Origin of the sequence: Streptomyces coffeae (genome assembly GCF_016741875.1) — a bacterium.
GTDB lineage: Bacteria > Actinomycetota > Actinomycetes > Streptomycetales > Streptomycetaceae > Streptomyces > Streptomyces coffeae.
In genome coordinates this window covers 41,146-65,426 of sequence record NZ_JAERRF010000003.1, presented here as the reverse complement: position 1 = coordinate 65,426, position 24,281 = coordinate 41,146, and the positions used below count along the sequence as shown (strand labels likewise).

Annotated in this window: 21 protein-coding genes and 7 tRNA genes; 13 read left to right on the top strand and 15 right to left on the bottom strand. The window is 69.6% G+C overall.

Annotated elements, in window-relative coordinates; all coding sequences use genetic code 11:
* Positions 1 to 32 precede the first annotated feature (32 nt).
* The 3 genes from JK363_RS04955 to JK363_RS04945 form a co-directional block, all read right to left on the bottom strand.
* Positions 33 to 108 (bottom strand) — tRNA-Gly (locus JK363_RS04955).
* A 78-nt stretch (positions 109 to 186) separates the two neighbouring features.
* Positions 187 to 258: transfer RNA gene (locus tag JK363_RS04950), tRNA-Gly, on the bottom strand.
* 103 nt (positions 259 to 361) lie between these two features.
* Entirely contained in the window at positions 362 to 679 is a 318-nt protein-coding gene (locus JK363_RS04945; RefSeq protein ID WP_201871823.1) for a histone-like nucleoid-structuring protein Lsr2, read from the bottom strand.
* A 315-nt stretch (positions 680 to 994) separates the two neighbouring features.
* Here JK363_RS04945 and purS point away from each other — a divergent pair, with 315 nt between their 5' ends.
* Genes purS through purL form a run of 3 tightly spaced genes read left to right on the top strand, consistent with a single transcriptional unit; the run spans position 995 to position 4,202 of the window.
* Positions 995 to 1,279: a phosphoribosylformylglycinamidine synthase subunit PurS gene (gene purS, locus JK363_RS04940; RefSeq protein ID WP_201871821.1), complete on the top strand. Its 285-nt coding sequence runs from the start codon at positions 995 to 997 to the stop codon at positions 1,277 to 1,279.
* Complete coding sequence (purQ, locus tag JK363_RS04935) at positions 1,276 to 1,956, top strand: phosphoribosylformylglycinamidine synthase subunit PurQ (protein ID WP_201871815.1); 681 nt, start codon at positions 1,276 to 1,278, stop codon at positions 1,954 to 1,956. Before purS ends, purQ begins: the two co-directional genes overlap by 4 nt.
* Positions 1,953 to 4,202, top strand: coding sequence for a phosphoribosylformylglycinamidine synthase subunit PurL (gene purL / locus JK363_RS04930; RefSeq protein WP_201871813.1), 2,250 nt, complete (start codon positions 1,953 to 1,955; stop codon positions 4,200 to 4,202). The genes purQ and purL overlap by 4 nt, the downstream gene beginning before the upstream one ends.
* A 78-nt stretch (positions 4,203 to 4,280) precedes the next feature.
* On the opposite strand, the gene JK363_RS04925 is transcribed toward purL, so the two are convergent.
* Positions 4,281 to 4,685 (bottom strand): nuclear transport factor 2 family protein, encoded by a 405-nt coding sequence (locus JK363_RS04925; RefSeq protein WP_201871811.1) that lies wholly within the window; start codon positions 4,683 to 4,685, stop codon positions 4,281 to 4,283.
* Between the two features lie 103 nt (positions 4,686 to 4,788).
* Here JK363_RS04925 and JK363_RS04920 point away from each other — a divergent pair, with 103 nt between their 5' ends.
* The 3 genes from JK363_RS04920 (at position 4,789) to purM (ending at position 8,458) form a co-directional block, all read left to right on the top strand.
* Positions 4,789 to 5,583: a maleylpyruvate isomerase family mycothiol-dependent enzyme gene (locus JK363_RS04920; RefSeq protein ID WP_201871809.1), complete on the top strand. Its 795-nt coding sequence runs from the start codon at positions 4,789 to 4,791 to the stop codon at positions 5,581 to 5,583.
* A gap of 205 nt (positions 5,584 to 5,788) precedes the next feature.
* Complete coding sequence (purF, locus tag JK363_RS04915) at positions 5,789 to 7,348, top strand: amidophosphoribosyltransferase (protein WP_201871807.1); 1,560 nt, start codon at positions 5,789 to 5,791, stop codon at positions 7,346 to 7,348.
* A gap of 42 nt (positions 7,349 to 7,390) precedes the next feature.
* Entirely contained in the window at positions 7,391 to 8,458 is a 1,068-nt protein-coding gene (purM, locus tag JK363_RS04910; protein ID WP_201871805.1) for a phosphoribosylformylglycinamidine cyclo-ligase, read from the top strand.
* A 102-nt stretch (positions 8,459 to 8,560) separates the two neighbouring features.
* Here the strand turns inward: purM and JK363_RS04905 are convergent, their stop codons facing one another.
* Positions 8,561 to 8,815 (bottom strand): DUF3073 domain-containing protein, encoded by a 255-nt coding sequence (locus JK363_RS04905; RefSeq protein ID WP_176181587.1) that lies wholly within the window; start codon positions 8,813 to 8,815, stop codon positions 8,561 to 8,563.
* Positions 8,816 to 9,180: 365 nt separating this feature from the next.
* Positions 9,181 to 10,338: a Leu/Phe/Val dehydrogenase gene (locus JK363_RS04900; RefSeq protein ID WP_236075575.1), complete on the bottom strand. Its 1,158-nt coding sequence runs from the start codon at positions 10,336 to 10,338 to the stop codon at positions 9,181 to 9,183.
* A 175-nt stretch (positions 10,339 to 10,513) separates the two neighbouring features.
* On the opposite strand from JK363_RS04900, the gene JK363_RS04895 reads away from it, so the two are divergent.
* Together JK363_RS04895 and bldC are read left to right on the top strand one after the other, a co-directional pair.
* The gene (locus JK363_RS04895; RefSeq protein ID WP_201871800.1) at positions 10,514 to 11,350 is read left to right on the top strand and encodes a DUF8083 family protein; all 837 of its coding nucleotides are present in this window, start codon (positions 10,514 to 10,516) and stop codon (positions 11,348 to 11,350) included.
* Positions 11,351 to 11,809: 459 nt separating this feature from the next.
* On the top strand, positions 11,810 to 12,016 hold the full coding sequence (bldC, locus tag JK363_RS04890) for a developmental transcriptional regulator BldC (protein WP_003949541.1): 207 nt from the start codon (positions 11,810 to 11,812) through the stop codon (positions 12,014 to 12,016).
* Positions 12,017 to 12,468: 452 nt separating this feature from the next.
* On the opposite strand, the gene JK363_RS04885 is transcribed toward bldC, so the two are convergent.
* The 3 genes from JK363_RS04885 to hrpA form a co-directional block, all read right to left on the bottom strand.
* Positions 12,469 to 12,714, bottom strand: a complete 246-nt coding sequence (locus JK363_RS04885) for a DUF6274 family protein (RefSeq protein ID WP_201871798.1) — start codon at positions 12,712 to 12,714, stop codon at positions 12,469 to 12,471.
* A gap of 118 nt (positions 12,715 to 12,832) precedes the next feature.
* Positions 12,833 to 12,907: transfer RNA gene (locus tag JK363_RS04880), tRNA-Asp, on the bottom strand.
* Between the two features lie 159 nt (positions 12,908 to 13,066).
* Positions 13,067 to 17,002: an ATP-dependent RNA helicase HrpA gene (gene hrpA, locus JK363_RS04875; protein WP_201871796.1), complete on the bottom strand. Its 3,936-nt coding sequence runs from the start codon at positions 17,000 to 17,002 to the stop codon at positions 13,067 to 13,069.
* Between the two features lie 100 nt (positions 17,003 to 17,102).
* On the opposite strand from hrpA, the gene JK363_RS04870 reads away from it, so the two are divergent.
* A complete protein-coding gene (locus JK363_RS04870; protein WP_201871788.1) occupies positions 17,103 to 18,155 on the top strand; it encodes an ABC-2 transporter permease in 1,053 nt (350 codons plus the stop codon).
* A 55-nt stretch (positions 18,156 to 18,210) separates the two neighbouring features.
* Here the strand turns inward: JK363_RS04870 and JK363_RS04865 are convergent.
* Together JK363_RS04865 and JK363_RS04860 are read right to left on the bottom strand one after the other, a co-directional pair.
* Positions 18,211 to 18,282: transfer RNA gene (locus JK363_RS04865), tRNA-OTHER, on the bottom strand.
* Between the two features lie 93 nt (positions 18,283 to 18,375).
* Positions 18,376 to 19,482: a DUF1152 domain-containing protein gene (locus JK363_RS04860; RefSeq protein ID WP_307821614.1), complete on the bottom strand. Its 1,107-nt coding sequence runs from the start codon at positions 19,480 to 19,482 to the stop codon at positions 18,376 to 18,378.
* Positions 19,483 to 19,523: 41 nt separating this feature from the next.
* On the opposite strand from JK363_RS04860, the gene JK363_RS43685 reads away from it, so the two are divergent.
* Positions 19,524 to 19,655 (top strand): hypothetical protein, encoded by a 132-nt coding sequence (locus JK363_RS43685; protein WP_268981007.1) that lies wholly within the window; start codon positions 19,524 to 19,526, stop codon positions 19,653 to 19,655.
* Positions 19,656 to 19,873: 218 nt separating this feature from the next.
* A complete protein-coding gene (locus tag JK363_RS04855) occupies positions 19,874 to 20,266 on the top strand; it encodes a hypothetical protein (protein ID WP_201871786.1) in 393 nt (130 codons plus the stop codon).
* 195 nt (positions 20,267 to 20,461) lie between these two features.
* Here the strand turns inward: JK363_RS04855 and JK363_RS04850 are convergent.
* The 4 genes from JK363_RS04850 to JK363_RS04835 form a co-directional block, all read right to left on the bottom strand.
* A tRNA-Phe gene (locus JK363_RS04850) sits at positions 20,462 to 20,535 on the bottom strand.
* A 4-nt stretch (positions 20,536 to 20,539) separates the two neighbouring features.
* Positions 20,540 to 20,614 (bottom strand) — tRNA-Asp (locus JK363_RS04845).
* Positions 20,615 to 20,968: 354 nt separating this feature from the next.
* Positions 20,969 to 21,041, bottom strand: a tRNA-Glu gene (locus JK363_RS04840).
* Between the two features lie 81 nt (positions 21,042 to 21,122).
* A complete protein-coding gene (locus JK363_RS04835; protein WP_201871785.1) occupies positions 21,123 to 22,754 on the bottom strand; it encodes a metallophosphoesterase family protein in 1,632 nt (543 codons plus the stop codon).
* Positions 22,755 to 22,916: 162 nt separating this feature from the next.
* Between JK363_RS04835 and JK363_RS04830 the strand changes: the two genes are divergently transcribed.
* Both JK363_RS04830 and JK363_RS04825 read left to right on the top strand, forming a co-directional pair.
* Entirely contained in the window at positions 22,917 to 23,267 is a 351-nt protein-coding gene (locus tag JK363_RS04830; RefSeq protein WP_201871784.1) for a metallopeptidase family protein, read from the top strand.
* Positions 23,268 to 23,595: 328 nt separating this feature from the next.
* Complete coding sequence (locus tag JK363_RS04825) at positions 23,596 to 24,030, top strand: hypothetical protein (protein ID WP_236075574.1); 435 nt, start codon at positions 23,596 to 23,598, stop codon at positions 24,028 to 24,030.
* Positions 24,031 to 24,281: the final 251 nt, after the last annotated feature.

Sequence of the window (24,281 nt, the reverse complement as noted above, 5' to 3'; positions counted from 1 at the left end):
CCCCGGTCGATTCGACCGGGGCCTGACCTGAATGGAGCGGACGACGAGATTCGAACTCGCGACCCTCACCTTGGCAAGGTGATGCTCTACCAACTGAGCCACGTCCGCATGCCTCCGACCGGCTCTCACCGATCGGCGCGTGCATCACTCTACCTGATCCACTCCGGTGGAGCGGTGAGTGATGAGAGCGGGTGACAGGGATCGCACACTGCGCCTCCCCCTTGGAAAGGGGGCGCTCTACTACTGAGCTACACCCGCATGGTGTTGTCCTCGGGGATTCGCCTTTCGGCTCGGCCCCTCGGCGTGCTCCAGACTCTAGCGGATCACCCGGGGTGCTGTGCAACTCGGCCGAACGGGTCGGTCAGCGCGCGGCGTTGAACGCCTCGTAGACCTTCTTGGGGATCCGGCCCCGCGGCGGCACCTCCATGCCGTGCGACCGCGCCCAGGCGCGCACCGCGGCCGGGTCCGGGGCGACGGCGGTGCGGCGGTAGGTCTTCCCGGAGCGTGCGCGCTTGCGGCCGGCCTCCATGTACGGGGCCAGCATGTCGCGCAGTTTCTCCGCATTGCCTGCGTTGAGGTCGATCTCGTACGACCTGCCGTCGAGCCCGAACGCGACCGTTTCCTCGGCGTCCCCGCCGTCGATGTCGTCAGAGAGCGTGACTACTACGCGCTGCGCCACGGATATCGGTCCTTTCGGGCTGCATCGTTGCGTTGACGTGCAAAGATGACAGCTGTCCAGTTGTAAGCGAACAATGCTTTTTCATTTGTACAGGGGGCGACAATGCATTGTGAAGCCCCGGTAATTCCGTCCGCGTGTCATGTCGCAATCGGGACCATACGTTTTCGTCGGTTCTTTCCCCAGCAGTTGCCCTCGACGATGCTTAAACGTGACCGAAGGGTTCCCTGGTTCGCGCTATCTACTCGCGTAGAATTTTCCTCGGGGTAGGCTTGGGCCACCGCCTTACGCACCAGCACCACACCACCGGGAGTGCCAGTGGCACGCGTCGTAGTCGACGTCATGCTCAAGCCGGAGATCCTCGACCCCCAGGGCCAGGCGGTGCAGCGAGCACTGCCCCGCCTCGGCTTCGAGGGGATCGCCGACGTCCGTCAGGGCAAGCGCTTTGAACTCGAGGTGGAGGGCCCGGTCGACGATGCCGCCCTCGCCCGTATCCATGAGATCGCCGGAACGTTCCTCGCGAACACCGTGATCGAGGACTTCTCCGTGAAGGTCGAGGTCGGCGAGGGTGCCGACACCGCCGCCGTGAAGGCGGAGTCGTGACCGCACGCGTCGGAGTCATCACCTTTCCCGGCACGCTCGACGACCGCGACACCCAGCGCGCGGTCCGCGCCGCCGGTCTGGAGGCGGTGCCGCTGTGGCACCGGGACAAGGATCTGAAGCAGGTCGACGCGGTGATCCTGCCGGGCGGCTTCTCCTATGGCGACTATCTCCGCGCCGGAGCGATCTCCCGCTTCTCCCCGGTAATGGAGTCGGTCATCGGCCAGGCGAAGGCCGGTATGCCCGTCCTTGGCATCTGCAATGGCTTCCAGGTTCTCACCGAGACCCATCTGCTGCCCGGTGCGATGCTGCGGAACAACCATCTGCACTTCATCTGCCGCGACCAGAAGTTGCGAGTGGAAAACGCGGAGACCGCCTGGACCCGCTCCTACGAGCAGGGCCAGGAGATCAACATCCCGCTGAAGAACATCGACGGCCGCTATGTCGCCGATGAGCGGGTCCTCGATGAACTCGAGGCCGAGGGCCGGGTCGTCTTCCGCTATCAGGAGATGAACCCCAACGGTTCCCTGCGCGACATCGCCGGTATCTCCAATGCCGCGGGCAATGTCGTCGGTCTGATGCCCCATCCCGAGCACGCCGTGGAGCCGCTGATCGGCACCGGTCGTACCGACGGTCTCGGATTCTTCACCTCGATCCTCAAGAGGCTGGTCAGCGCATGACCCTGGATACCACCAAGCACGCGGCGCAGACCCCGGACGCCGAGCAGCCCTGGGCCGAGCTCGGCCTCAAGCAGGACGAGTACGAGCGCATCCGCGCCATCCTCGACCGCCGTCCCACCGGTGCCGAGCTCGCCATGTACTCCGTCATGTGGTCCGAGCACTGCTCGTACAAGAGCAGCAAGGTCCATCTGCGGCAGTTCGGCGACAAGGCCCCGGAGAACGACGCCCTGCTCGTCGGCATCGGCGAGAACGCGGGCGTGGTCGACGTCGGCCAGGGCTACGCGGTCACCTTCAAGGTCGAGTCGCACAACCACCCCTCGTACATCGAGCCCTACCAGGGCGCGGCCACCGGCATCGGCGGCATCGTCCGCGACATCCTCGCCATGGGCGCCCGTCCGGTCGCCGTCATGGACCCGCTGCGCTTCGGCGCCGCCGACCACCCCGACACCAAGCGGGTGCTGCCCGGTGTGGTCGCGGGCATCGGCGGCTACGGCAACTGCCTGGGTCTGCCCAACATCGGCGGCGAGGTGGTCTTCGACTCCTGCTACCAGGGCAACCCACTGGTCAACGCACTGTGCGTGGGTGTGATGAAGCACGAGGACATCCACCTCGCCAAGGCGTCCGGCGCGGGCAACAAGGTCATCCTCTACGGCGCCCGCACCGGCGGCGACGGCATCGGCGGCGTCTCCGTGCTGGCCTCCGAGACCTTTGATGACTCGAAGCCCGCCAAGCGCCCCGCCGTCCAGGTCGGCGACCCCTTCCAGGAGAAGCTGCTCATCGAGTGCACCCTGGAGATCTTCAAGGAGAACCTGGTCGAGGGCATCCAGGACCTCGGCGGCGCCGGGCTCTCCTGCGCCACCAGCGAGCTGGCCTCGGCCGGTTCCGGCGGGATGCGGGTCGACCTGGACACCGTTCCGCTGCGCGACTCCTCGCTCTCCCCCGAGGAGATCCTGATGAGCGAGTCGCAGGAGCGCATGTGCGCGATCGTGAAGCCGGAGCAGGCGGACCGCTTCCTGGAGATCTGCGAGAAGTGGGACGTCATCGCCACCGTGATCGGTGAGGTCACCGACGGCGAGCGGCTGGAGATCTACTGGCACGGCGAGCAGATCGTCGACGTCCCGCCGCGCACCGTCGCCCACGAGGGCCCGGTCTACGAGCGTCCCTACGCCCGCCCCGCGTGGCAGGACGCGCTCCAGGCCGACGACGCGGCCAAGCTGCCGCGCCCGGCGACCCCGGAGGAGCTGCGGGCGCAGGTGCTCCGGGTGATCTCCTCGCCCAACCAGGCGTCCAAGTCCTGGGTCACCGACCAGTACGACCGCTTTGTGCAGGGCAACACGGTGCTGGCGCAGCCCGAGGACTCCGGCATGGTCCGGGTGGACGAGGAGACCGGTCTCGGTGTCGCCGTCGCCACGGACGGCAACGGCCGCTACGCCAAGCTGGACCCGTACGCCGGGGCGCAGCTCGCGCTCGCCGAGTCGTACCGCAATGTGGCCGCGTCCGGCGCCAGGCCGCTGGCGATCTCCAACTGCCTCAACTTCGGCTCGCCGGAGGACCCCGCGGTCATGTGGCAGTTCGCGGAGGCCACCCGCGGTCTCGCGGACGGCTGCCAGACCCTGGGCACCCCGGTGACCGGCGGCAATGTCTCGCTGTACAACCAGACCGGCGAGGTGGCCATCCATCCGACCCCGGTGGTCGCCGTCCTCGGTGTGATCGACGATGTGGCCCGCCGCACCCCGATCGCCTTCGCGGAGGAGGGCCAGCTGCTCTACCTCCTCGGCGACACCGCGGAGGAGCTGGGCGGTTCGGCCTGGTCGCAGGTGATCCACGAGCACCTCGGCGGGATGCCGCCGACGGTGGACCTGGAGCGTGAGCGGCTGCTCGCCGAGATCCTGATCTCGGCCTCGCGCGACGGCATGGTGGACGCGGCGCACGACCTGTCCGACGGCGGTCTGATCCAGGCGCTCGCCGAGTCGTGTCTGCGCGGCGGCAAGGGCGCCCGGATCGTGGTCCCCGACGGGACCGACCCGTTTGTGCTGCTCTTCTCGGAGTCCGCGGGCCGGGCGGTGGTCTCGGTGCCGCGCAGCGAGGAGGTCCGCTTCAACGACATGTGCGGCGCCCGCGGCCTTCCCGCGGTCCGGATCGGCGTGGTGGACGGCGACGCGATCGACGTCCAGGGGCAGTTCTCGCTCCCGCTGGCCGAGCTCCGGGACGCCTACGAGGCGACGATCCCGGGCCTGCTGGCCTGACGGATCCCGTCGCGGGGCCCGTAACTGCCGGTACGGCCCCGTCCTCCCCAGGGAGGGCGGGGCCGTACGTCCGGCCGGTCACCCCAGCCAGTACGCGTCGAAGGCGTCGAGGTCCTCGACGCACTCCTCGATGTCGGAGATCTTTCCGCCGATGACGGTGATGTACTGAGCGCCCTTCATGGCGAAGCTGCGGCTGCCGTCAGCTTTCCGCGCGGTGTAGCGGTAACCGAAGATCACATGCCCCTGGCCGTCGGCCGTCAGCAGCTCGGGCTCGATTCCCTTGGTACTGCCGTCCGGCCTGCCCCAGTCGCGGTACAGCCGGAGGACGTCCTCCACGCCCTTGTGAGTGCCGGACAGCGGGTTACTGCCGGGCACGTGGTGGACGACGTCCGTGGTCATCATCGTGGCCAGGGTGTTCAGGTCGCCCCGGGTGAACGTGTCGAAAGCCTTGCGCACCAGGGCACAGTCCGGATGCTCGCCCATGGTGATTCACACCTTTCCTACGGATAGAGTCCCTTTCTTCCGTTCTCTTCCATCGTCTGCCAGACCCGCCGGGCTGTCCACGGCGCTCGATAGGCTCGACGCCATGCCGCCTCGCACCCGTGCCCGAGCCCGCGTCTACGACTCCGCCACGATCCGCGCCGCCCTGACCGCGCAGCTGGGCCATATCCGCCAGGCCGTCGCGGAGCTGGACGAGGAGCGGCTGGGCGCCCCCACCCGGCTCGGCGACTGGACCGCCCGTGAGCTGCTGACACATGTGGCGGCGACCGTGGACTCCGTTGCCCGGCTGCTGGCGGCGCCCGCGCCGCCCGCCCAGGAGGCCGGGGTGAACGACTACGCGGCCGCCGTCGCCTCGTTCGCCGGGGCGGTCGACGAGCGCACCCGCGCGGCGGCGCGGGACACGGATCCGCGGGTGCTGCTGGAGCGCGCCGAGGTCCGGTTCACCGAGACGGCCGCCGCGGCGCCGGGGGACCGGCTGCTGGCGGTGCCGGTGGGCGCCATGCGGCTCGACGACTATCTGGTGACCCGCTGTGTGGAGCTGGTGGTCCACTCCGACGACCTGGCGGCCGCCACCGGCACCCCCGTCCCATACGACCGCCAGGCGATGGCCGCCGCCGTCCGGATGCTGGCCGACGCCCTCGCGGCGAAGGCGCCCGGCGGGTCGGTCGAGGTCCGGATCCCGCCGTACGCGGTGGTCCAGTGCGTCGAGGGGCCCCGGCACACCCGCGGCACCCCGCCGAACGTCGTGGAGACCGACCCGCTCACCTGGGTGCGGCTGGCCACCGGCCGCACCGGCTGGGCCGAGGCGCTGGAGGCCGCCGAGGTGTCGGCCGGCGGTGAGCGCGCAGACCTCGCCGCCCACCTCCCGGTTCTGGCGTAGGCCTCCGCGGCGGCACCCCGGCCGGGGCGGGCGGCCGGGTTCGCGCCAGATGTGATCCATGCCCCACTCGCCCCTGCCCTCCGCCGTTGTCCCCCTGGTGGGACCGGGGTCCGGCGCCCCGCGGGAGGCGCCGTGGCATGTGACATAGGCCGCGGGGCAGGTCCCTCGTTCGGACGTGCTCGGGAACTGGCCTAGACTCGATGCCGTGCCACGTGGTGACGGACGACTCAGCCACGACCTGCTCCCCGGTGAGAAGGGCCCCCAGGACGCTTGCGGCGTCTTCGGAGTCTGGGCACCGGGTGAAGAGGTCGCCAAACTCACCTATTTCGGGCTGTATGCGCTGCAGCACCGCGGACAGGAGTCCGCGGGCATCGCAGTGAGCAACGGCTCCCAGATTCTCGTCTTCAAGGACATGGGCCTGGTCTCACAGGTCTTCGACGAGACCTCCCTCGGCTCCCTGCTGGGCCATATCGCGGTGGGCCACGCCCGCTACTCCACCACCGGAGCGTCGGTGTGGGAGAACGCGCAGCCGACGTTCCGGGCGACCGCCCACGGCTCCATCGCGCTCGGTCACAACGGCAATCTGGTCAACACCGCCGAGCTGGCCGAGATGGTCGCGGCTCTGCCCAAGGACGGCGGCCGGGCCACCCAGGTCGCGGCGACCAACGACACCGACCTCGTCACGGCCCTCCTCGCGGGCCAGGTCGACGAGGACGGCAAGCCGCTGACCGTCGAGCAGGCCGCCCCCATCGTCCTTCCCCGCGTCAAGGGCGCATTCAGCCTCGTCTTCATGGACGAGCAGACGCTCTACGCCGCCCGTGACCCGCAGGGCATCCGCCCGCTGGTCCTCGGCCGCCTGGAGCGCGGCTGGGTGGTGGCGTCCGAGTCCGCCGCGCTGGACATCGTGGGTGCGTCCTTCATCCGGGAGATCGAGCCCGGCGAGATGGTCGCCATCGACGAGAACGGGCTGCGCTCCACCACCTTCGCCGCCGCCCGCCCCAAGGGCTGTGTCTTCGAGTACGTCTACCTGGCCCGCCCCGACACCGACATCGCCGGGCGGAACGTCTACCTCTCCCGGGTCGAGATGGGCCGCAAGCTGGCCGCCGAGGCCCCGGCCGACGCCGACCTGGTCATAGCGACGCCCGAGTCCGGCACCCCCGCCGCCGTCGGCTACGCCGAGGCCAGCGGCATTCCCTACGGCTCCGGGCTGGTCAAGAACAGCTATGTGGGCCGGACCTTCATCCAGCCCTCGCAGACCATCCGCCAGCTCGGTATCCGGCTCAAGCTGAACCCCCTCAAGGAGGTCATCCGCGGCAAGCGCCTGGTGGTCGTCGACGACTCGATCGTCCGCGGCAACACCCAGCGCGCCCTGGTGCGGATGCTGCGCGAGGCCGGGGCCGCCGAGGTGCACATCCGCATCTCGTCCCCGCCCATCAAGTGGCCGTGCTTCTTCGGCATCGACTTCGCCACCCGCGCCGAGCTGATCGCCAACGGACTGTCGGTCGAGGAGATCGGCAAGTCGCTGGGCGCCGACTCGCTGGCGTACATCTCCATCGACGGCATGATCGAGGCGACCACCATCGCCAAGCCGAATCTGTGCCGTGCCTGCTTCGACGGCGAGTACCCGATGGACCTGCCGGATCCCGAGCTGCTCGGCAAGCATCTGCTGGAGTCCGAGACACAGGCCCCCAGCAGCGCCGACGCCGACGGTGTGCGGACGCTGACCGCCGGGATCGGCGGCGCCGACGCGCTCCGCCGCCCGTAGGGCTGCCCGCCTGCCATCCCCGATACGAAAGATCTCAACGCCATGTCCGAGTCCGGGTCCACCTACGCCGCCGCGGGCGTCGACATCGAGGCGGGCGACCGCGCCGTCGAGCTGATGAAGGAGTGGGTGAAGAAGGCGTCCCGGCCCGAGGTCGTGGGCGGCCTCGGCGGTTTCGCCGGGCTCTTCGACGCCTCCGCGCTGGCCCGCTACGAGCGCCCGCTGCTCGCCTCCGCCACCGACGGCGTGGGCACCAAGGTGGACATCGCGCGCCGGATGGGCGTCTACGACACCATCGGCCACGACCTGGTCGGCATGGTCGTCGACGACCTCGTCGTCTGCGGCGCCGAGCCGCTGTTCATGACCGACTACATCTGCGTCGGCAAGGTCTACCCCGAGCGGGTCGCGGCCATCGTCAAGGGCATCGCCGAGGGCTGTGCGCTGGCCGGCTGCGCCCTGGTGGGCGGCGAGACCGCCGAACACCCGGGGCTGCTGGCCGCCGATGACTTCGATGTCGCCGGCGCCGGTACGGGCGTGGTCGAGGCCGACCGGGTGCTGGGCGCGGATCGCATCCGAACGGGCGACGCGGTCATCGCCATGAAGTCCTCCGGACTTCACTCGAACGGGTACTCACTCGTCCGTCATGTGCTCTTCGACAAGGCCGGCTGGACGCTGGACCGCGAGGTGCCGGAGCTCGGCCGGACCCTGGGCGCGGAGCTGCTGGAGCCCACCCGGATCTACGCGCTGGACTGCCTGGCCCTGACCCGTACCACCGAGGTGCACGCCTTCTCGCACATCACCGGCGGCGGGCTCGCCAGCAACCTGGCCCGGGTGATCCCGGACGGGCTGCGTGCGGTGGTCGACCGTTCGACCTGGACCCCCGGCCCGGTGTTCCGGCTGGTCGGAGAGGCCGGATCGGTGGAGCGGCGGGAGCTGGAGAAGACCCTCAACATGGGCGTCGGCATGATGGCCGTGGTCCCCGCCGAGTCGGTGGATGTGGCACTGGCCACACTCGCGGACCGCGGGGTGGACGCCTGGGTCAGCGGCGAGATCGTCGACCGCACGGCCGAGGACCCCGAAGCGGTGACGCTGACCGGTGACTACGCGAGCTGAGCCGGCCCCGCGCGGGGCGCGGGCAGCACAGAAGCCGGTCCGAGGCGAGGGCCCCGGACCGGCGGAGGTGCGGCGAAATGCCGGACGCCTGGAACGAGTGGTTCAGGCGCGGCGACGCTGCGGGGACGGATCCGACTGTTCGTCGTCCTCGTCCTCATCGTCGTTGTACAGATCCGCGTACTGTGCGTACGGGTCGTCGTCCAGCTCATCGTCCTCGAACGGCTCGCCATTCGGCGGCTGGCTCGATGTCGATGCGCCCAGCTCCTCGGCCAGGCGTGAGAGGTCCGTCCCACCGCTGTTGTACTTCAGCTGGCGGGCGACCTTCGTCTGCTTGGCCTTGGCCCGGCCGCGCCCCATGGCTCGACCCCCTCAACGACGGGGCTCGACGGCCCCAGAGTCTTGACACGCGTTCACGTTCATCACTTAGAGCGGACTCTCCTGAGAGAGACCGGTCCGTAGGGCTTCAACGGTACCTGCTTCTGTGGCCATACGGTACGTCGCCCGCACGAGGTGCCACACGGCAGGACCGACGGGGAGCCCCTTCCCCGCTGGTCAGCTGCGATTTTAGCGTGTCCTGTGCGCCGACCCGCCGACAGGCCGTGAGGGATCTCTCCTCGACGGCTCCGCCGGGGCTCTCACGGCCCCGCGCGAAGCCGCCCGCAGGGGACCCGCACGGCCTGTCGGGGCGGTTCTCAGCGGCTTCTCAGCGCCTTCCCGGACCGTCAGCCGTTCGCCCGGCCCTCCGCCATCCGGTGCTCCGCCAGACGGTCGGCGGCCGCGGCGGGCGGAATGCCGTCGGTCTTGGCACGATCGAATATGGCCAAAGTCGTATCGAAGATCTTGGCCGCCTTGGCCTTCGCCCGGTCGAAGTCGAAACCGTGCAGTTCGTCCGCGACCTGGATCACGCCACCCGCGTTCACCACGTAGTCCGGTGCGTAGAGGATCCCGCGGTCGGCGAGGTCCTTCTCCACACCCGGGTGGGCGAGCTGGTTGTTGGCCGCGCCGCACACCACCTTCGCGGTCAGGGCGGGCACCGTGTCGTCGTCGAGCGCGCCGCCGAGCGCGCACGGGGCGTACACGTCGAGGTCCGCGCGGATCAGCGCGTCGGTGTCCGGGACGGCCTGGACCCGGGGGTGGCGGGCCAGCACCCGGTCGACCGACTCGCCGCGCACATCGGTCACCACGACCTCGGCACCGTCCTCGAGGAGGTGCTCCACCAGGTGGTGGCCGACCTTGCCGACGCCCGCGATGCCGACCCGGCGGCCGCGCAGCGTGGGCGCGCCCCAGGACGCCTGGGCGCTGGCCCGCATGCCCTGGAAGACGCCGAAGGCGGTGAGTACGGAGGAGTCGCCGGCGCCGCCGTTCTCCGGGGAGCGGCCGGTGGTCCAGGGGCACTCACGGGCCACCACGTCCATGTCGGAGACATAGGTGCCGACGTCGCAGGCGGTCACGTACCGGCCGCCGAGGGACGCCACGAAACGGCCGTAGGCCAGCAGCAGGGCCTCGCTCTTGGCCTCATCCGGATCGCCGAGGATCACGGCCTTGCCGCCGCCGTGGTCGAGACCGGCCAGCGCGTTCTTGTAGGACATGCCGCGCGAGAGGTTGAGCGCGTCGAGGACCGCCGCCTCCTCGGGGTGCTCCTCGGAGCTGTAGGCATGGAAACGGGTGCCGCCGAGGGCCGGGCCCAGGGCGGTCGAGTGGATGGCGATGACGGCCTTCAGACCGCTCTCCCGGTCCTGGCACAGCAGGACCTGCTCATGTCCGCCCAGGTCGGACCGGAACAGTATTGAGAGCGGGGACAGAGGGTTCGGCACGCGACTTACCGTCGGACCGTCGGCGCTGACGGTGTGACGTACGTCGGTCACGGTGGTGACTCCCATAGGTCGGGTAGGCGCCCTCCTTGCTGGTGGGGAGGGCCGATGGGCAAGAGGGTAAGCCCTGGGCACCCGACGGATCGCTCACGTCCCCGACGAGTCCACATGGTGGGCGTGGGACGATGCGGTCAGCCGGGTGCAGACAACTCCTGGTGGTGGCCTCAGCCTTGAGGGAGCGCGAGTGACCTTGGCGTCTTCGGTGATTGTCCCGTACGCGGCGTATCTGCGGGTCTATGAACCACTGGCCGCTTTTCCCGAGCCGGAGCGGTCGCACTGGGCGCGTTATGCCAAGCGGGACGACCTCCCCGGCGCGCAGGACGAGCTGCGCCGCTCGCTGGCCGATCTGCTGCCGGTGCCCCCGGTGCCGGTGCCCGTACACGAGAGCGCGGACGCCTTCGTGGCGGTCGTGGACGGTGTCACCTGCGTCTGCCCCTGGCGGACGCGGCTGCGGGGCTGGCTGGCGCTGGAGGAGCTGTCCGAGCAGCTTCCCGGGCCGCTGCTGGACGCGGTGCTGCCCCCGGTGGTGCGGCGCCAGGCGGCCTCCGACTACGAGCAGTGGCTGGAGCGCAACCCGGACGCCCGGCCGTGGATCCGCTCCGCGACCTGGCATGTCCCGGTGCGCTGGTTCGTGCTGTTCGCGGACGAGGAGCGGGAGTACACCAAGGGTGACGACGGACCGTGCTTGCGGTATCGCACTCCAATGGTCCAGGCCAGGCGGAGGGTGGCGCGTGGCCTTAAAGTATTGAAGGAATCCCTCGGCGAGGGACCGCTGATCGACGGCCTGGTGGACGTCGGCCGGTGGCTCGAGGAATTCCATCCGCGGTCACTGGTCGAGCTGGACTACGGCGGTCTGGTGCACGCGGTACCCGCCGGGCATCTGGAGGACGACCGCTCGGCCGCCGATGTGGCCGAGGGGCTCGCCGCGCTGCGCGAGGGGGACGGGGAGCGGGCGGGAAGCGTCTATGAGCGGCTGACCGACCGGTGGAGCGATGTACGCGGACGGCAGCACGCGAGCTGATCCGGGGCGTACAGGGGACGTAGGTCCCGATCCGGGCCATTGCCTCAATCGTGACCTAAAGCACTGACTTCGGGCCTTGCGGCAATCCCCCACCCTCGTGTCAAAATAGGACAAGGAGTCCGGGAAGGGCTCCTTCCGCCCAAGTAAGGGCGGATTCATCGGTATTGCACTCCTTGATGGGTCTGATGCCCCCTGATCCTGTTGTGACTGATCGTCACGGACGCGTGACTGTCCGTTATGGCATGGTCCATCGGGTTCCGTCGAGGTTGAACACCTGAGAGGGCAATTCCATCGGTTTGGCCGACGGGGCTGGACAGATGGTGTAGTTGTAGTGCCGAGGACAAGCCGTTCGTCCTATAACCGACTCGGCCCGCGTCTGCCATTTCGGGCAACGCGGGTCAAGGTGCAGAATTTAGAGGAAAGAACCGTGATGGTTCGGTTCTCCCGAGGAGGCCGCTCATGACCGCTCGCACCCCTGATGCCGAGCCGCTGCTGACCCCGGCTGAGGTTGCCACGATGTTCCGCGTGGACCCGAAGACGGTCACGCGCTGGGCGAAGGCAGGCAAGCTCACGTCCATCCGCACGCTCGGAGGGCATCGGCGCTACCGCGAAGCGGAGGTCCGTGCACTTCTGGCGGGCATCCCGCAGCAGCGCAGCGAGGCCTGAACAACCGCATAACCGGGCATTTCCGGGCCCCCCAGCCCGGCTTTCGCCTGTAAGGCTCCACACGACGGGTGCCTGCCCCAACAGGCCAATCACCGCTCGACATGGGTGCGTCGTCGATCGCGCTGGACTCCGCCGGGTCCAGCGCGATCTTTTTTGTGTCCGCTTCCGCCCTCGGGGCGTGGTTGCGGACGGGGGGATGATGGCCTCCCGCGGGGTGTCGCCGAACGTCGCCGCACAGCCCCGAAGGGTCGTGATCCGGGCCGGTCATGGCGGTCTCGGAGGGGCTCCGGCGGTGGCTCGGACCAAGGGTGCAATTGCACATATTAAATTGACCCATTGTGAGCCGGGCATAAGTTCCACTGCTCGGGAAACCCATTCGGTGACTCCCGTCACACCATTGGGTACTTGTTTCCGCCCTAACGGCTGCGGTAAAGCGCAACTGTGGTAAGGGCTTACCGAGTTGAGGGCGGAGCAGAGGGCTCCGGCTCCCGGCCGGATTCCCGCGCCGCCGGCTCCGCCGACGCCGACGGCTCCTCCCGGACCGTATCCCGTCCCTCACCGGCCGCCGTCGGCTCCATCGCCAGCAGCAGCAGCCGATGGCAGATCGGACAGTGCCGGGTCAGATGGCGATAGCCCGTGGCGGCCGCCAAATGGGCGCGCAGCAGCGCCCTGGTCTCATGTTTCGCGGACATCCCCATGCGCCGCACCTCCCGCGCACCCCACCACACACCTTCTTGTCTGGGTACCTCCGGCCGCGGGTGGCCGTCAAGATGCCAAAAGGCCCGGATCCACTGGGAATCCGGGCCTTCTGCGATGCGGTCCTGACGGGATTTGAACCCGCGGCCTCCACCTTGACAGGGTGGCGAGCACTCCAAACTGCTCCACAGGACCAACAGTGACGCTTACGGACGAGCCGTCTGCGCCGCGCTGCTGTGCGCTTGCGTCCCAGACTCTACAGCAGGTCAGGGGGTGCGGTCGAACTCGCGCCCGGCGGCCCCCGAAGAGCCCTGGGACGCCCTCCGGGAAACCCCTGTGTGCCGCTGTGGCCGGCTACGGGGCCGCCGCGTCGATCGCCTTCACGATCCGCTTGTCGGAGACCGGATAGGCGGTGTCGAGCGCATGCGCGAAGTAGCTCACCCGCAGCTCCTCGATCATCCAGCGGATCTCCAGCGCCTCCTGGGGCACCGGACGCCCGGCCGGGAACTGCTCCAGCAGCCAGGCGTACTCGTCCTGCATCTCGCGGACCTTCGCCATCCGGGTGCGGTCCCGCTCGGCGTTGCCCGCGAGCTGCTGGAGGCGCCGGTCCACGGCCACCAGATAGCGCATGAGGTCCGGGAGGCGGCGTACCCCGTGGGCGGTCACGAAGCCCGGCGTGATCAGCTGGGCGAGCTGCTCGCGGATGTCCTGGAGGGACGACAGCAGCACGGGGCTCGTGGTGGCCTTCAGCCGCCGTTCGCACGACTGCCAGGCCGCCAGCACCTCCTGGACCTTGCGGACGGTGTCCAGCGTGGCGTCCACCAGGTCGGCGCGCACCGCGTCGAAGAGCTTGCGGAAGGACTCCTCGTCCCACGCGGGGCCGCCCCGCGCGGTGATCAGCCGGTCGGCCGCCGCGGCCACACAGTCCTCGAAGAGGGCCTGCACACTGCCGTGCGGACTCGCCGAGAGCGCCAGCTTGGCCTGGTTGGACAGCTTGCCCTGGACGAACTTGGCCGGGCTGGACGGCAGCTGGAGCAGGATCAGCCGGCGCGTTCCGCGCCACATCGCCTCCCGCTGCTCGGCCTCGGTGTCGAACAGCCGCACCGCCACCGACGCGCCCTCGTCCACCAGCGCCGGATACGCCTTGACCGGCTGGCCGCCGCGGCGGGTCTCGAAGGTGCGTGGCAGGGCCCCGATCGTCCACTGGGTCAGCCCGCTGCGCTGTTCTGTGCCCACCGCCTGCTTCGAGGTCTCGAACGCCTTGGAGATCGCGGCCCGGGTCCTGGGCTTGAGCCGCTGCTTCAGCGCCTCCAGGTCCTTGTCCTCGGCCAGCTTGCGGCGCCGCTCGTCGACCACCCGGAAGGTGATCTTGAGATGTTCGGGGACCTTGGACCAGTCCCAGTCCTCCGGCTCGATCCGTACGCCCACCATCCGCTGGAGCTCCCGGCCGAGGGTCGCGGTCAGCGGCTCCTGGACGGGGAGAGCGCTTTCCAGGAAGCGCTTCGCGTAGTTCGGCGCCGGTACGTAGTTGCGCCGCACCGGCTTGGGCAGGGACCGGATCAGCTCGGTGGTGAGGTCCTCGCGCAGCCCCGGGATCTGCCAGTCGAAACCCTCCGCGGTGACCTGGTTGAGCACCTGGAGCGGAATGTGGACGGTCACGCCGTCCGCGTCCGCGCCCGGCTCGAACTGGTACGTCACCCGGAACGTGAGCTTGCCCTGCCGCCAGGAGTCGGGATAGGCGTCCTTGGTGATGTCCTGCGCCCGCTCGTTGATGAGCATCGACTTCTCGAAGTTGAGAAGCTCCGGCGCAGCCCCTCCTTCACGACACTTGTGCTTCCACCACGAGTCGAAGTGCGCGCCCGACACCACATGCTCGGGGATCCGCTGCTCGTAGAAGTCGAAGAGGGTCTCGTCGTCCACCAGGATGTCGCGGCGCCGGGCCCGGTGCTCCAGCTCCTCCACCTCGCCCAGCAGCTTCCGGTTGTCGTGGAAGAACTGGTGGTGGGTGCGCCAGTCGCCCTCGACCAGGGCGTTGCGGATGAACAGATCGCGACAGGTCTCCGGGTCGATCCGGCCGTAGTTGACCTTCCGCTGGGCGACGATCGGCACCCCGTAGAGCGTGACCCGCTCGTACGCCATCACCGCCGCCTGCTTCTGCTCCCAGTGCGGCTCACTGTAGGTGCGCTTGACCAAGTGCTCGGCGAGCGGCTCGATCCACTCCGGCTCGATCTTCGCGTTGACCCGCGCCCACAGCCGGGAGGTCTCCACCAGCTCGGCCGACATCACCCAGCGTGGCGGCTTCTTGAACAGCGCGGAGCCGGGGAAGACCGCGAACTTGGCGCTGCGCGCGCCCACATACTCGTTCTTCTCGGCGTCCTTGAGTCCGATGTGCGACAGCAGCCCGGACAGCAGCGAGGTGTGCACCCGGTCCGGCGCCGCGTCGTCTTCGGACAGATGGATGTCCATGGTTTTGGCCACGGTGCGCAACTGGCTGTAGATGTCCTGCCATTCACGTATCCGCAGGTAGTTGAGGAACTCCTGGCGGCACATCCGGCGGAACGCGGACGAGGACAGTTCCCGCTGCCGCTCCCTGATGTACTTCCACAGATGGAGGAAGGCCAGGAAGTCGCTCGACTCGTCCTTGAAGCGAGCGTGCTGCTGATCGGCCTGCTGCTGTTTGTCGGAGGGGCGCTCGCGCGGGTCCTGGATGGACAGCGCGGCCGCGATCACCATGACCTCGCGCACACAGCCGTTGCGGTCCGCCTCCAGCACCATCCGGGCCAGCCGCGGGTCCACGGGCAGCTGGGCCAGCTTGCGGCCGACCTTCGTCAGCCGCTTGCGCGGATCCTTCTGTGCGCCGTCCAGCGCGTGCAGCTCTTCCAGAAGCTGGACGCCGTCCTTGATGTTGCGCCGGTCCGGCGGGTCGATGAACGGGAACTTCTCGATGTCGCCGAGTCCGGCGGCGGTCATCTGGAGGATGACGGAGGCGAGGTTGGTCCGCAGGATCTCGGCGTCGGTGAACTCCGGGCGGGTGAGGAAGTCGTCCTCGGAGTACAGCCGGATGCAGATGCCGTCGCTGGTACGGCCGCAGCGGCCCTTGCGCTGATTGGCGCTGGCCTGCGACACCGGCTCGATCGGCAGCCGCTGGACCTTGGTGCGATGGCTGTAGCGGGAGATCCGGGCGGTGCCCGGGTCGATCACATAGCGGATGCCGGGGACGGTCAGCGAGGTCTCGGCGACATTCGTCGCCAGCACGATCCGTCTGCCGGTGTGCCGCTGGAAGACCCGGTGCTGCTCGGCATGGGACAGCCGGGCGTACAGCGGCAGCACCTCGGTCGCCCGGAGCTGCTTCTTGTTCAGCGCGTCGGCCGTGTCCCGGATCTCCCGCTCACCGGAGAGGAAGACCAGGACATCGCCAGGCCCCTCGGCCTGGAGCTCGTCGACCGCGTCGCAGATCGCGGTGATCTGGTCGCGGTCGCTGTCCTCGCCGCCCTCCTCCAGCAACGGCCGGTACCGCACCTCCACCGGATAGGTACGCCCGCTGACCTCGACGATCGGCGCGTCGCCGAAGTGGCGGGAGAAGCGCTCGGGATCGATGGTCGCGGAGGTGATCACGATCTTGAGATCGGGGCGGCGGGGGAGCAGCTGGGCGAGATAGCCGAGCAGGAAGTCGATGTTGAGGCTGCGCTCATGGGCCTCGTCGATGATGATCGTGTCGTACTGGCGCAGCTCGCGGTCGGTCTGGATCTCGGCGAGCAGAATGCCGTCGGTCATCAGCTTGACGTGGGTGTCCGGGCTCACCTGATCGGTGAACCGGACCTTCCAGCCGACCGACTCGCCCAGCGGTGACCCGATCTCCTCGGCGATGCGCTCGGCGACGGTACGGGCGGCGATACGACGCGGCTGCGTATGGCCGATCAGCCCCTTCACCCCCCGCCCCAGCTCCAGACAGATCTTGGGGATCTGGGTGGTTTTGCCGGAGCCGGTCTCACCCGCGACGATCACCACCTGGTGATCGCGCACGGCCGCCAGGATGTCGTCCCTCTTCTGGCTGACCGGCAGTTCTTCCGGATAGGTCACGTCCGGCACGGCGGCCCGGCGGCCCGCGACGCGCAGTTCGGCGTGCTCGACCTCCTGGACGATGTCACCGAGGACGGCGGCACGGGCCTCGGGCTTACGGATCCGGCGCGCGCCGTCGAGCCGGCGACCCAGCCGCTGCTGGTCACGCAGCATGAGCTCGGGGAGCCGCGCCAGCAGGGCGGACAGGGCGGGGGCAGGCGTGATGGACATACGGACCCCAGGATCTCACCTCGGGAAAACGGCTGGCGAACCATTTCCGATCGGGCCGTGTTGCGCCTTATGTCCGTGATGCACGCTTTAGCGTGAGCGCATGGCGGATGACACGGCGGACAGGGCGCCATCGGTCTGGGAGCGGTTCAAGCACTCGGCGTACCTCCCGGCCACCGTCATCGTGCTGATCATCGCGGCCGGCGCCGGTCTCTTCGCGGGCTCGTACACCTACGCGTTCGCCAACCCCACCCCGCGCCAGATCCCCACCGCGGTGATCCTCGGCGACCGGGGCACCGCCCCGCGGACGGAGTTCATCAACGGTATGGAGAAGGCCCTGGACGCCTCGCTCCGGCTGCATGCGTACCCCTCGTTCGGTGCGGCCCGCTGGGTCGTCGAGGAGCAGAAGGTCTTCGCGGTGCTGCGGATGCGCGGCCGCGGCGTCGAACTGGACCTCTCCGCCGCGGCGGGCGCGACCGTCGCCCAGGTGCTCGCCTCGGCCGCCGGGAAGGTGGGCCGGGAGGTCGGCGTACCGGTCCGGGTCAGGGACCTCAAGCCGCTGCAAGCAGGCGACCCGCGCGGTCTCGCCGTCTTCTACATCACGCTCGCCGCCGTGATCATCGGCTTCCTGGGCGCGATCCAGCTGAGTGTGAACGCCGCGGGGCTCGAACCGGCGGCCCGGATCGGCTTCATGATCGCGTACGCCGTGCTCGGCGGCTTCACCATCGCGGCGATCGTGGACTGGGGGTTGGGCACGCTGGACCTCCCGTTCGTGGAGTCCTGGGCGATCCTGGCCCTGACGATGTTCACCTCGGGCCTGGTCTTCTCGATGTTCAACGTCCTCTTCGGACGCTGGGCGCTCATCCCGACCTGGGGACTGATGGTGCTGCTGGGCAACCCCTCCTCGGGCGGCGCGGTCTCCTGGCCCCTGCTCCCGTCCCTCCTGGGCCGCATCGGCCGCTGGCTCCCGCCGGGCGCCTCGGTGAACGCCCAGCACACGGCCATCTACTTCGGCGACCACCAGCACGCGTTCCCGTTCCTGGTGCTGGCGGGGTGGTGTGTGCTCTCCGCGGCGATCTTCTGGGTCTGGCGCCATGGCCACCCGGGCAGTCGGCCGCCGAGGGCGACACCGGAGCATCCGACGCGGACGGCGTGACCAGCGGACGGCATGACAAAAAGATCCCCCTCTGCTGTCAGAGGGGGATCTTCACTGGAGCGCCGAGCAGGCCTTGCACCTACATCTCTCGTTTGGAGACGAGCATCTTTCCTTAGACGACCGACGCATCAAACCCCGCCCGCTGGGGCGGCGTTGCGAGATCAACTCTACCCCAACCTGATCATCGGAGGAAACTGGCGGGGAGAACCGATGCGGGCGGTCACAAATGCCACAGGGGCGCGGCGTACCGCTCGGGATGGGCGCCGATCAGCAGGGAGCGCAGGGCGGTGCGGTGATCACCGGGGACGCCGAGGGCTTCGGTGAGCCGGCGGAAGGTGGTGTGGGTGACCCCGCGGGCACGGGCCTCGTCCTCGAAGGATGCCAGCCGCCGCAGCGCCTCGTCGCGGTCGAGCGGCGCGGCGCCGCCTTCCCCGCCCAGCCGGGCGGCCTTGTCACGCTCGTAGTCGATCTCGGAGTAACCGAAGAGCTCCCGGCTGTACCGCTCGGCCTCGTCGAGGCTGGTGGTGGTCACGATGGCCTGGGCGAGCCGGTTGCGGCCGAAGGCGGCGTCGAGATCGGCCTCGTGGACGGCGGGGGACGCATCGGTGAGCGGCACCGCGAGACCGGCGTCCCGGATCTCGCAGAGCCCCCGTTCGCCCCGGGCGGCGGCCACGAGCATGGCGGTGGCCTCCGACGGATGCCACTCCATGACCGCGCGGACGGGGGAGACCTCCTCGGCCCCCAGGGTGTGGACCACCGGCCCCAGCCGCTCCCGCAGCACGGCCGGCGGAATCTCCCCGTCCAGCCCCGGCCCGGCGACCAGCAGCCGGATCCCGGCGTTGACCTGGGCACAGGCGGCGAGCGACAGCGCATCGCCGAGCGGACTCTGCAACGTCGGTTCGTCACCCCGCGCCAGGACGTCGCCGCCCACGTCCAGCAGATCGATGGAGTCCGGGGCCAGTTGCTCCACCAGCTCCTCGAGCTGCCGGATCATTCCCTCGACCCCGTGGTGCGGATCGATGAGGGCGAAGGTGTACGGAAGCTCCCGGGCGAGCCGCGGCAGCGTGGAACCGCCCGGCGGCGCGGGCACCGCCTCGGCGGGTACGGCGTACACACTCGGCGTCAGGCGCCGCAGCCCGGCGAAGTGGGCGGCGCCGCGCGGCCCGGGGAAGGGGTCGACGATCAGCCGGTCCCAGGAGTAGGTGAGGATCACGGCCGGTTCGCTGCCGGTGCGGTCCGTCCCGTCCGCCCCGTACAGCACGCTGTCGATCACGGCAGCGGCGACCGCGTCCCCGCCACCTCCGCCTGCCACCATCAGCCGCGTCACGCGGCCAGCGTACGGCGCGGCGCTCGATAGCGTCGTCCCCCGTGACCGCCGCCTCCCCGCCCTCCACCCGCCCGCACCAGCGCCCCAGCCGGACGGGAACGGTGATCACGTCCCTGATCCTGTGCCTGGGCCATACGGTGACCGGCTACCTGGAGCCGGGCCCGCATATCTGACGCCATGTCACCGTCATATCCGCGGGGCCGACTTCGGGGGCGAAAGGGTCTGATGGGGGCTCAGTACTCGGCTCTGGTTCCGGGTTGCACCCGTACGCTCCGCACGCTTCCCTCGTTCGTAGGATGCACATACTTTTATGCCTATTTTTCCGTGTGTCTGGTCACTCTTGTCACGGTATCGGTCCCGTCTGGGGACCCGTGACGAAAGGAAGACACACATGCGTGGAAGGCTCGTCATCGCTGTCGGCGCATTGACCATGGCTCTGACGTCGGGCGTCGCGTGGGGAGCACAGGACGACGGCGGCCAGGCGACCGGTTCCCACCGCACCAAGCCGCCCGTTTCCCACAAACACCCCCGCGCCCACGAGGGAGTGCCCGGATACCAGCGGGTCACGCTGCCCAACGCCAATGTCCCGAACTTCCAGCGGCGCACGGTGCACTGCCCCCCGGGGAAGAAGGTGCTCGGCGGCGGCGCCGAGGCGCGGGGCGACACGGCCATCCTCGTCGGCAGCTTCCCCACCGACGACGGAACCGGCTGGATCGGACTGGGGCGGCAGACCGCCACCGACAACGTGGGCATCAGCGTTTTCGTCATCTGCGCCAACGTCTGATCGACACGGCGTAACGGGCGCGGCGCACTGTTCCAGGGCCATGCCGGATCGCGCCGGTCACCGCCCGTATCGGGACGCCTCCGGGGTGCCCGTCGCTGCTTGCCGATGTCGGCGTACGGGGCACAGGTGGCACAGCGAGCACGCAAAAGACCCCGACAGATGATCCTGTCGGGGTCTCTCGCTGTTCTGCGGCAGTGGCTGGGGCCGGGGTCGAACCGGCGACCTTCCGCTTTTCAGGCGGACGCTCGTACCAACTGAGCTACCCAGCCGCAGCGGTCCTGACGGGATTTGAACCCGCGGCCTCCACCTTGACAGGGTGGCGAGCACTCCAAACTGCTCCACAGGACCTTGCGTGTACGAGCACGAGTCTCGCACAGGATGGCGTGCGCTCCCAACGGGATTTCTCTCGGTGGATTCGCATTCCCCGCGACCTTCGCATGAGGGGCTCTTTCGGGCTCCGCCGCGTCGATGTCGCTGGATCAGCGTATCAGACCTCGGGGCGTGTTCTGACCGCTCACAGCGTTGGGCGGGGGAGGGGCCGGAAAGGGTGTCCGAAGCGTGGATCAAGGCGGTCAGGGCGGATCATCGGGGCGGATCAGGGTGGATCAGGGGGGGAAACTCAGGGAAACACCAGGGTCGGAAACGCAAAAGCCGCAGGCCACCCCGCTAAGGGGTCTGACCTGCGGCGATATAGAGAATCTGTGCCCCCAACGGGATTCGAACCCGTGCTACCGCCTTGAAAGGGCGGCGTCCTGGGCCACTAGACGATGAGGGCCGATGGCTCACCTGGGCGCCTGGTGGCGCTTTCGGGGACGCGAGAAGCATATGGGATGCCGGGGAAGTTCGCCAAAACGGTTTACCCGGTGGCGGGTGGCGACGTCGCGCCCGGTGCGTTCTCGGCCGGGAGATGGCGGCTGACCTCAGCCTTCGACAGGCCGAGACCGCCGAGGTCGATCTCGTCCCACGCCTGGAGCCGATGGGTGTCCCGGTCCAGGTAGAGGACCGACGCCTGGACCTTGTCGGGGTCCCCGTCGTCCACCGCGCGCAGTCCGCTGCCGCCCGTGGAGCCCTCCGTCATCAGGCGGGTGCCACCCGGGAGGACCTCCGTACCGCGGTGGTGGAGATGGCCGGCGAGGGCGAGCGGGACGGTGCCGTCGGTCTCCCGGGCCGCGGCCGGGTTGTGGGTGAGGGCGATGTCCACGGGTGGGTCGCCCGCGGCCTTCCGGGCCCGGATCGCGTCGGCCAGCCGCCGGCCCGCGCGGTGCTCGGCCGGGTCACCGGAGGCGACGACCGAGCGGTCGGGGGTGAACTGGGGGTCGCCGATGCCCGCGATCCGCAGTCCGCCGACGGTGACCACCTTGCCGTCGTCGACGACATGAACCCCCTTGCGCTTGGCGATGTAGCGCTGGGTCGTCGCCGAGTCGTGGTTGCCGCGCACCCACACATAGGGCGCTCCGAGGGTCGCGATCGGGTCCAGGAACCCGTTCTCGGCGGCGGTGCCGTGATCCATCGTGTCGCCTGTGTCGACGATCACGTTGATCCTGTACTGCCGGACCAGCGACTCCACGATGTGCCAGGCGGCCGGGTTCAGATGGACGTCCGAAATATGCAGTACCCGCATGGTCGTCGGGTCGGGCTGGTACGCGGGAAGGGTCGAGGTGGCCTCGTACAGCTGCGTGACATTGGTCACCAGCCTGGCCAACTCCCGCTGGTAGACATCGAATTCCGTGACGATGCTGCGCGCGTTGCCGACCACCGACGGCGCGCTGGAGAGCAGCCCGGAGTAGCGCGGCTCCAGCACCGACTTCGGGTTCCAGGTGGCGTACGCGGCGGCGCCCGACGCGGCGAGCAGGGAGAGCGCGAGGCCCCCGGCGGCCAGCGCCCTGCGTGGCCGGCGGTAGACGGCCAGGCCCAGTGCGGTGGCGCCGAGGACAACGGCGACGCAGGAGCGCACCGCGAGGTCCAGGGTGCCCTGGGCGACATCGCTCGCCACTTCCTCCTGGAGGCCGGAGAGCCGTTCGGGGTGGTCGACGAGCGCCTCGGAACGGACCGGATCGAGCCGGTCCACATCGACGTCCAGCCGGACCGGGGCCTGATGGCTGTCGAGCTCGAGGGCGCCGAGCGGGGGCACATTGATCTTGGTGCCGCCGACGAGGGACGGCCGCAGCGCCATACGCGTGTCCATGGGGCCCACGGAGATGTGGACGCTGCCGACGACGAGCAGCCCCATCCACGCCCCGACGACGGTCACGACGGCCAGTCCAACGGCCCTGACCAGCGGCCGGGGGCGGGTCGCGGCGCCGCCGTCGTCCAGCCGTATGGAGCGGCTGGGGCGCTTGGGCCGGATGGGGCGTATGGAAGCGGATGAAGCGGTTGAACCGGAAGGGGACGGGGACGGTCGGCTGCGGTGGCGGCGGAAGGGGGAGGCGGCCGCAGCCCGTGCACGCTGAGCGGTGGCACGGAGCAGCCGGAGCGGTTCGCGGGCCATGGGGCCCGTATGCCCTGCCGCCCCGCGCCGCATTCCTGGACCGGTCCCCGTCCGGTTCCCGGGCCCGTTCCTGGGCCCGCTCCTGGAGCCGGAAGGTTTGCCGTTCGACGAAGTGGGCCATACACCGCGCCTTTCCGGGCCCGGCTGCCCGACAATGGCCACGTGTTGGAGATGACGCGCGAGGAGTTCGAGGAACTGGTCGCCGAGGCGCTGGACCGGATCCCGCCGGAGCTGACGCGGCTGATGGACAACGTCGCCGTGTTCGTGGAGGACGAGCCGGCGGCCGACGACCCCGAGCTGCTCGGGTTGTACGAGGGGACGCCGCTCACGGACCGGGGCGAGTGGTACGCGGGCGTACTGCCGGACCGGATCACCGTCTACCGGGGGCCGACGCTGCGTATGAGCGAGACACGGGAGGACGTGGTCCAGGAGACGGAGGTGACCGTCGTCCACGAGATCGCCCACCACTTCGGGATCGACGACGAACGGCTGCACGCTCTCGGCTACGGGTGATCTCCCACGAGCCGTGGGGCGCCCCTGGCCGTCGGCGCGGGCCCGCGTGCACCGCGTGCCACTCGCGTACCAGCCGTCTCGGACGCGTGTCCTGGGCGGGGCGGGGCCAGTTGGGCAGTGCGTCACAGCCCTGCGGCCTGGAGGTGTCCCGCGCATGCCCGGATCCCCCGCTCCACGCACCGACGACCCGTCCGCCCGGTCCCCCCGGACCCACCGTCCGGCGCGCGCCCGACATGGTGCGTCCCACGCCGGGCGTGCGCCGCGCTTGACGGCGCGCTGCGCGGCGGTGGTGAGCCTTGTGGTGGCGGCGATGACCCTGGGCGGTTGCATGAGCATCTCGGACGACCCCGAGCGGCCGGACAAGCACCGCAGCTCCCAGGAGAAGGGCGGGACGGACGAGTCCGGCGGCTCGGTGGTGCGCTCGGACGGCAAGGGTCACCTGTATCCGGACCGCGAGCGGGACGGGAAGGGGAAGAAGAAGGGCGAGAAGAAGGGCAAGAAGCGGAAGGGCGACGCGAGCGGGACGCCGTCGGCCGGCGCGTCGGACCCCGAGGAGTCGGCCACACCGGCGTCCAGGAAGAAGCACCGCTCGTCCCAGGACCGCCCGGACCCGTCCCCGCCGCCGCAGCCGGGCGGTGATGTGCCCTCCGGCCCGGCCCCGGAGCCCCACCCCACCACGGCGCCGCCGACCGCCTCGGACCCCAAGCCCACTCAGCCCGAGCCCACGTCCCCGCCCGCCTCCACGGACGCGCCCACGAGCTGATCCGGTGGGCCCTGGGCCGGGCCCGCGCCGCTGGAGCACCGGAGCGGCCCTGGGGATCCGGTGCAGAGCACACATGATGGGCGGTGGAGGGCAGATCGATCACAGGTGGAGCGAATTTGCTCTTGAGGGGTGGGAGTGCGTATGGTGGTAGATCGTTTGATCCCATTTGCCCGGCGCCTCATTGAAGTGCGCCGCGAGGCGCGTTCCTTCCCATCCTGTGGCTGACCGCATAGAGGCGGTTGTTTGCGACT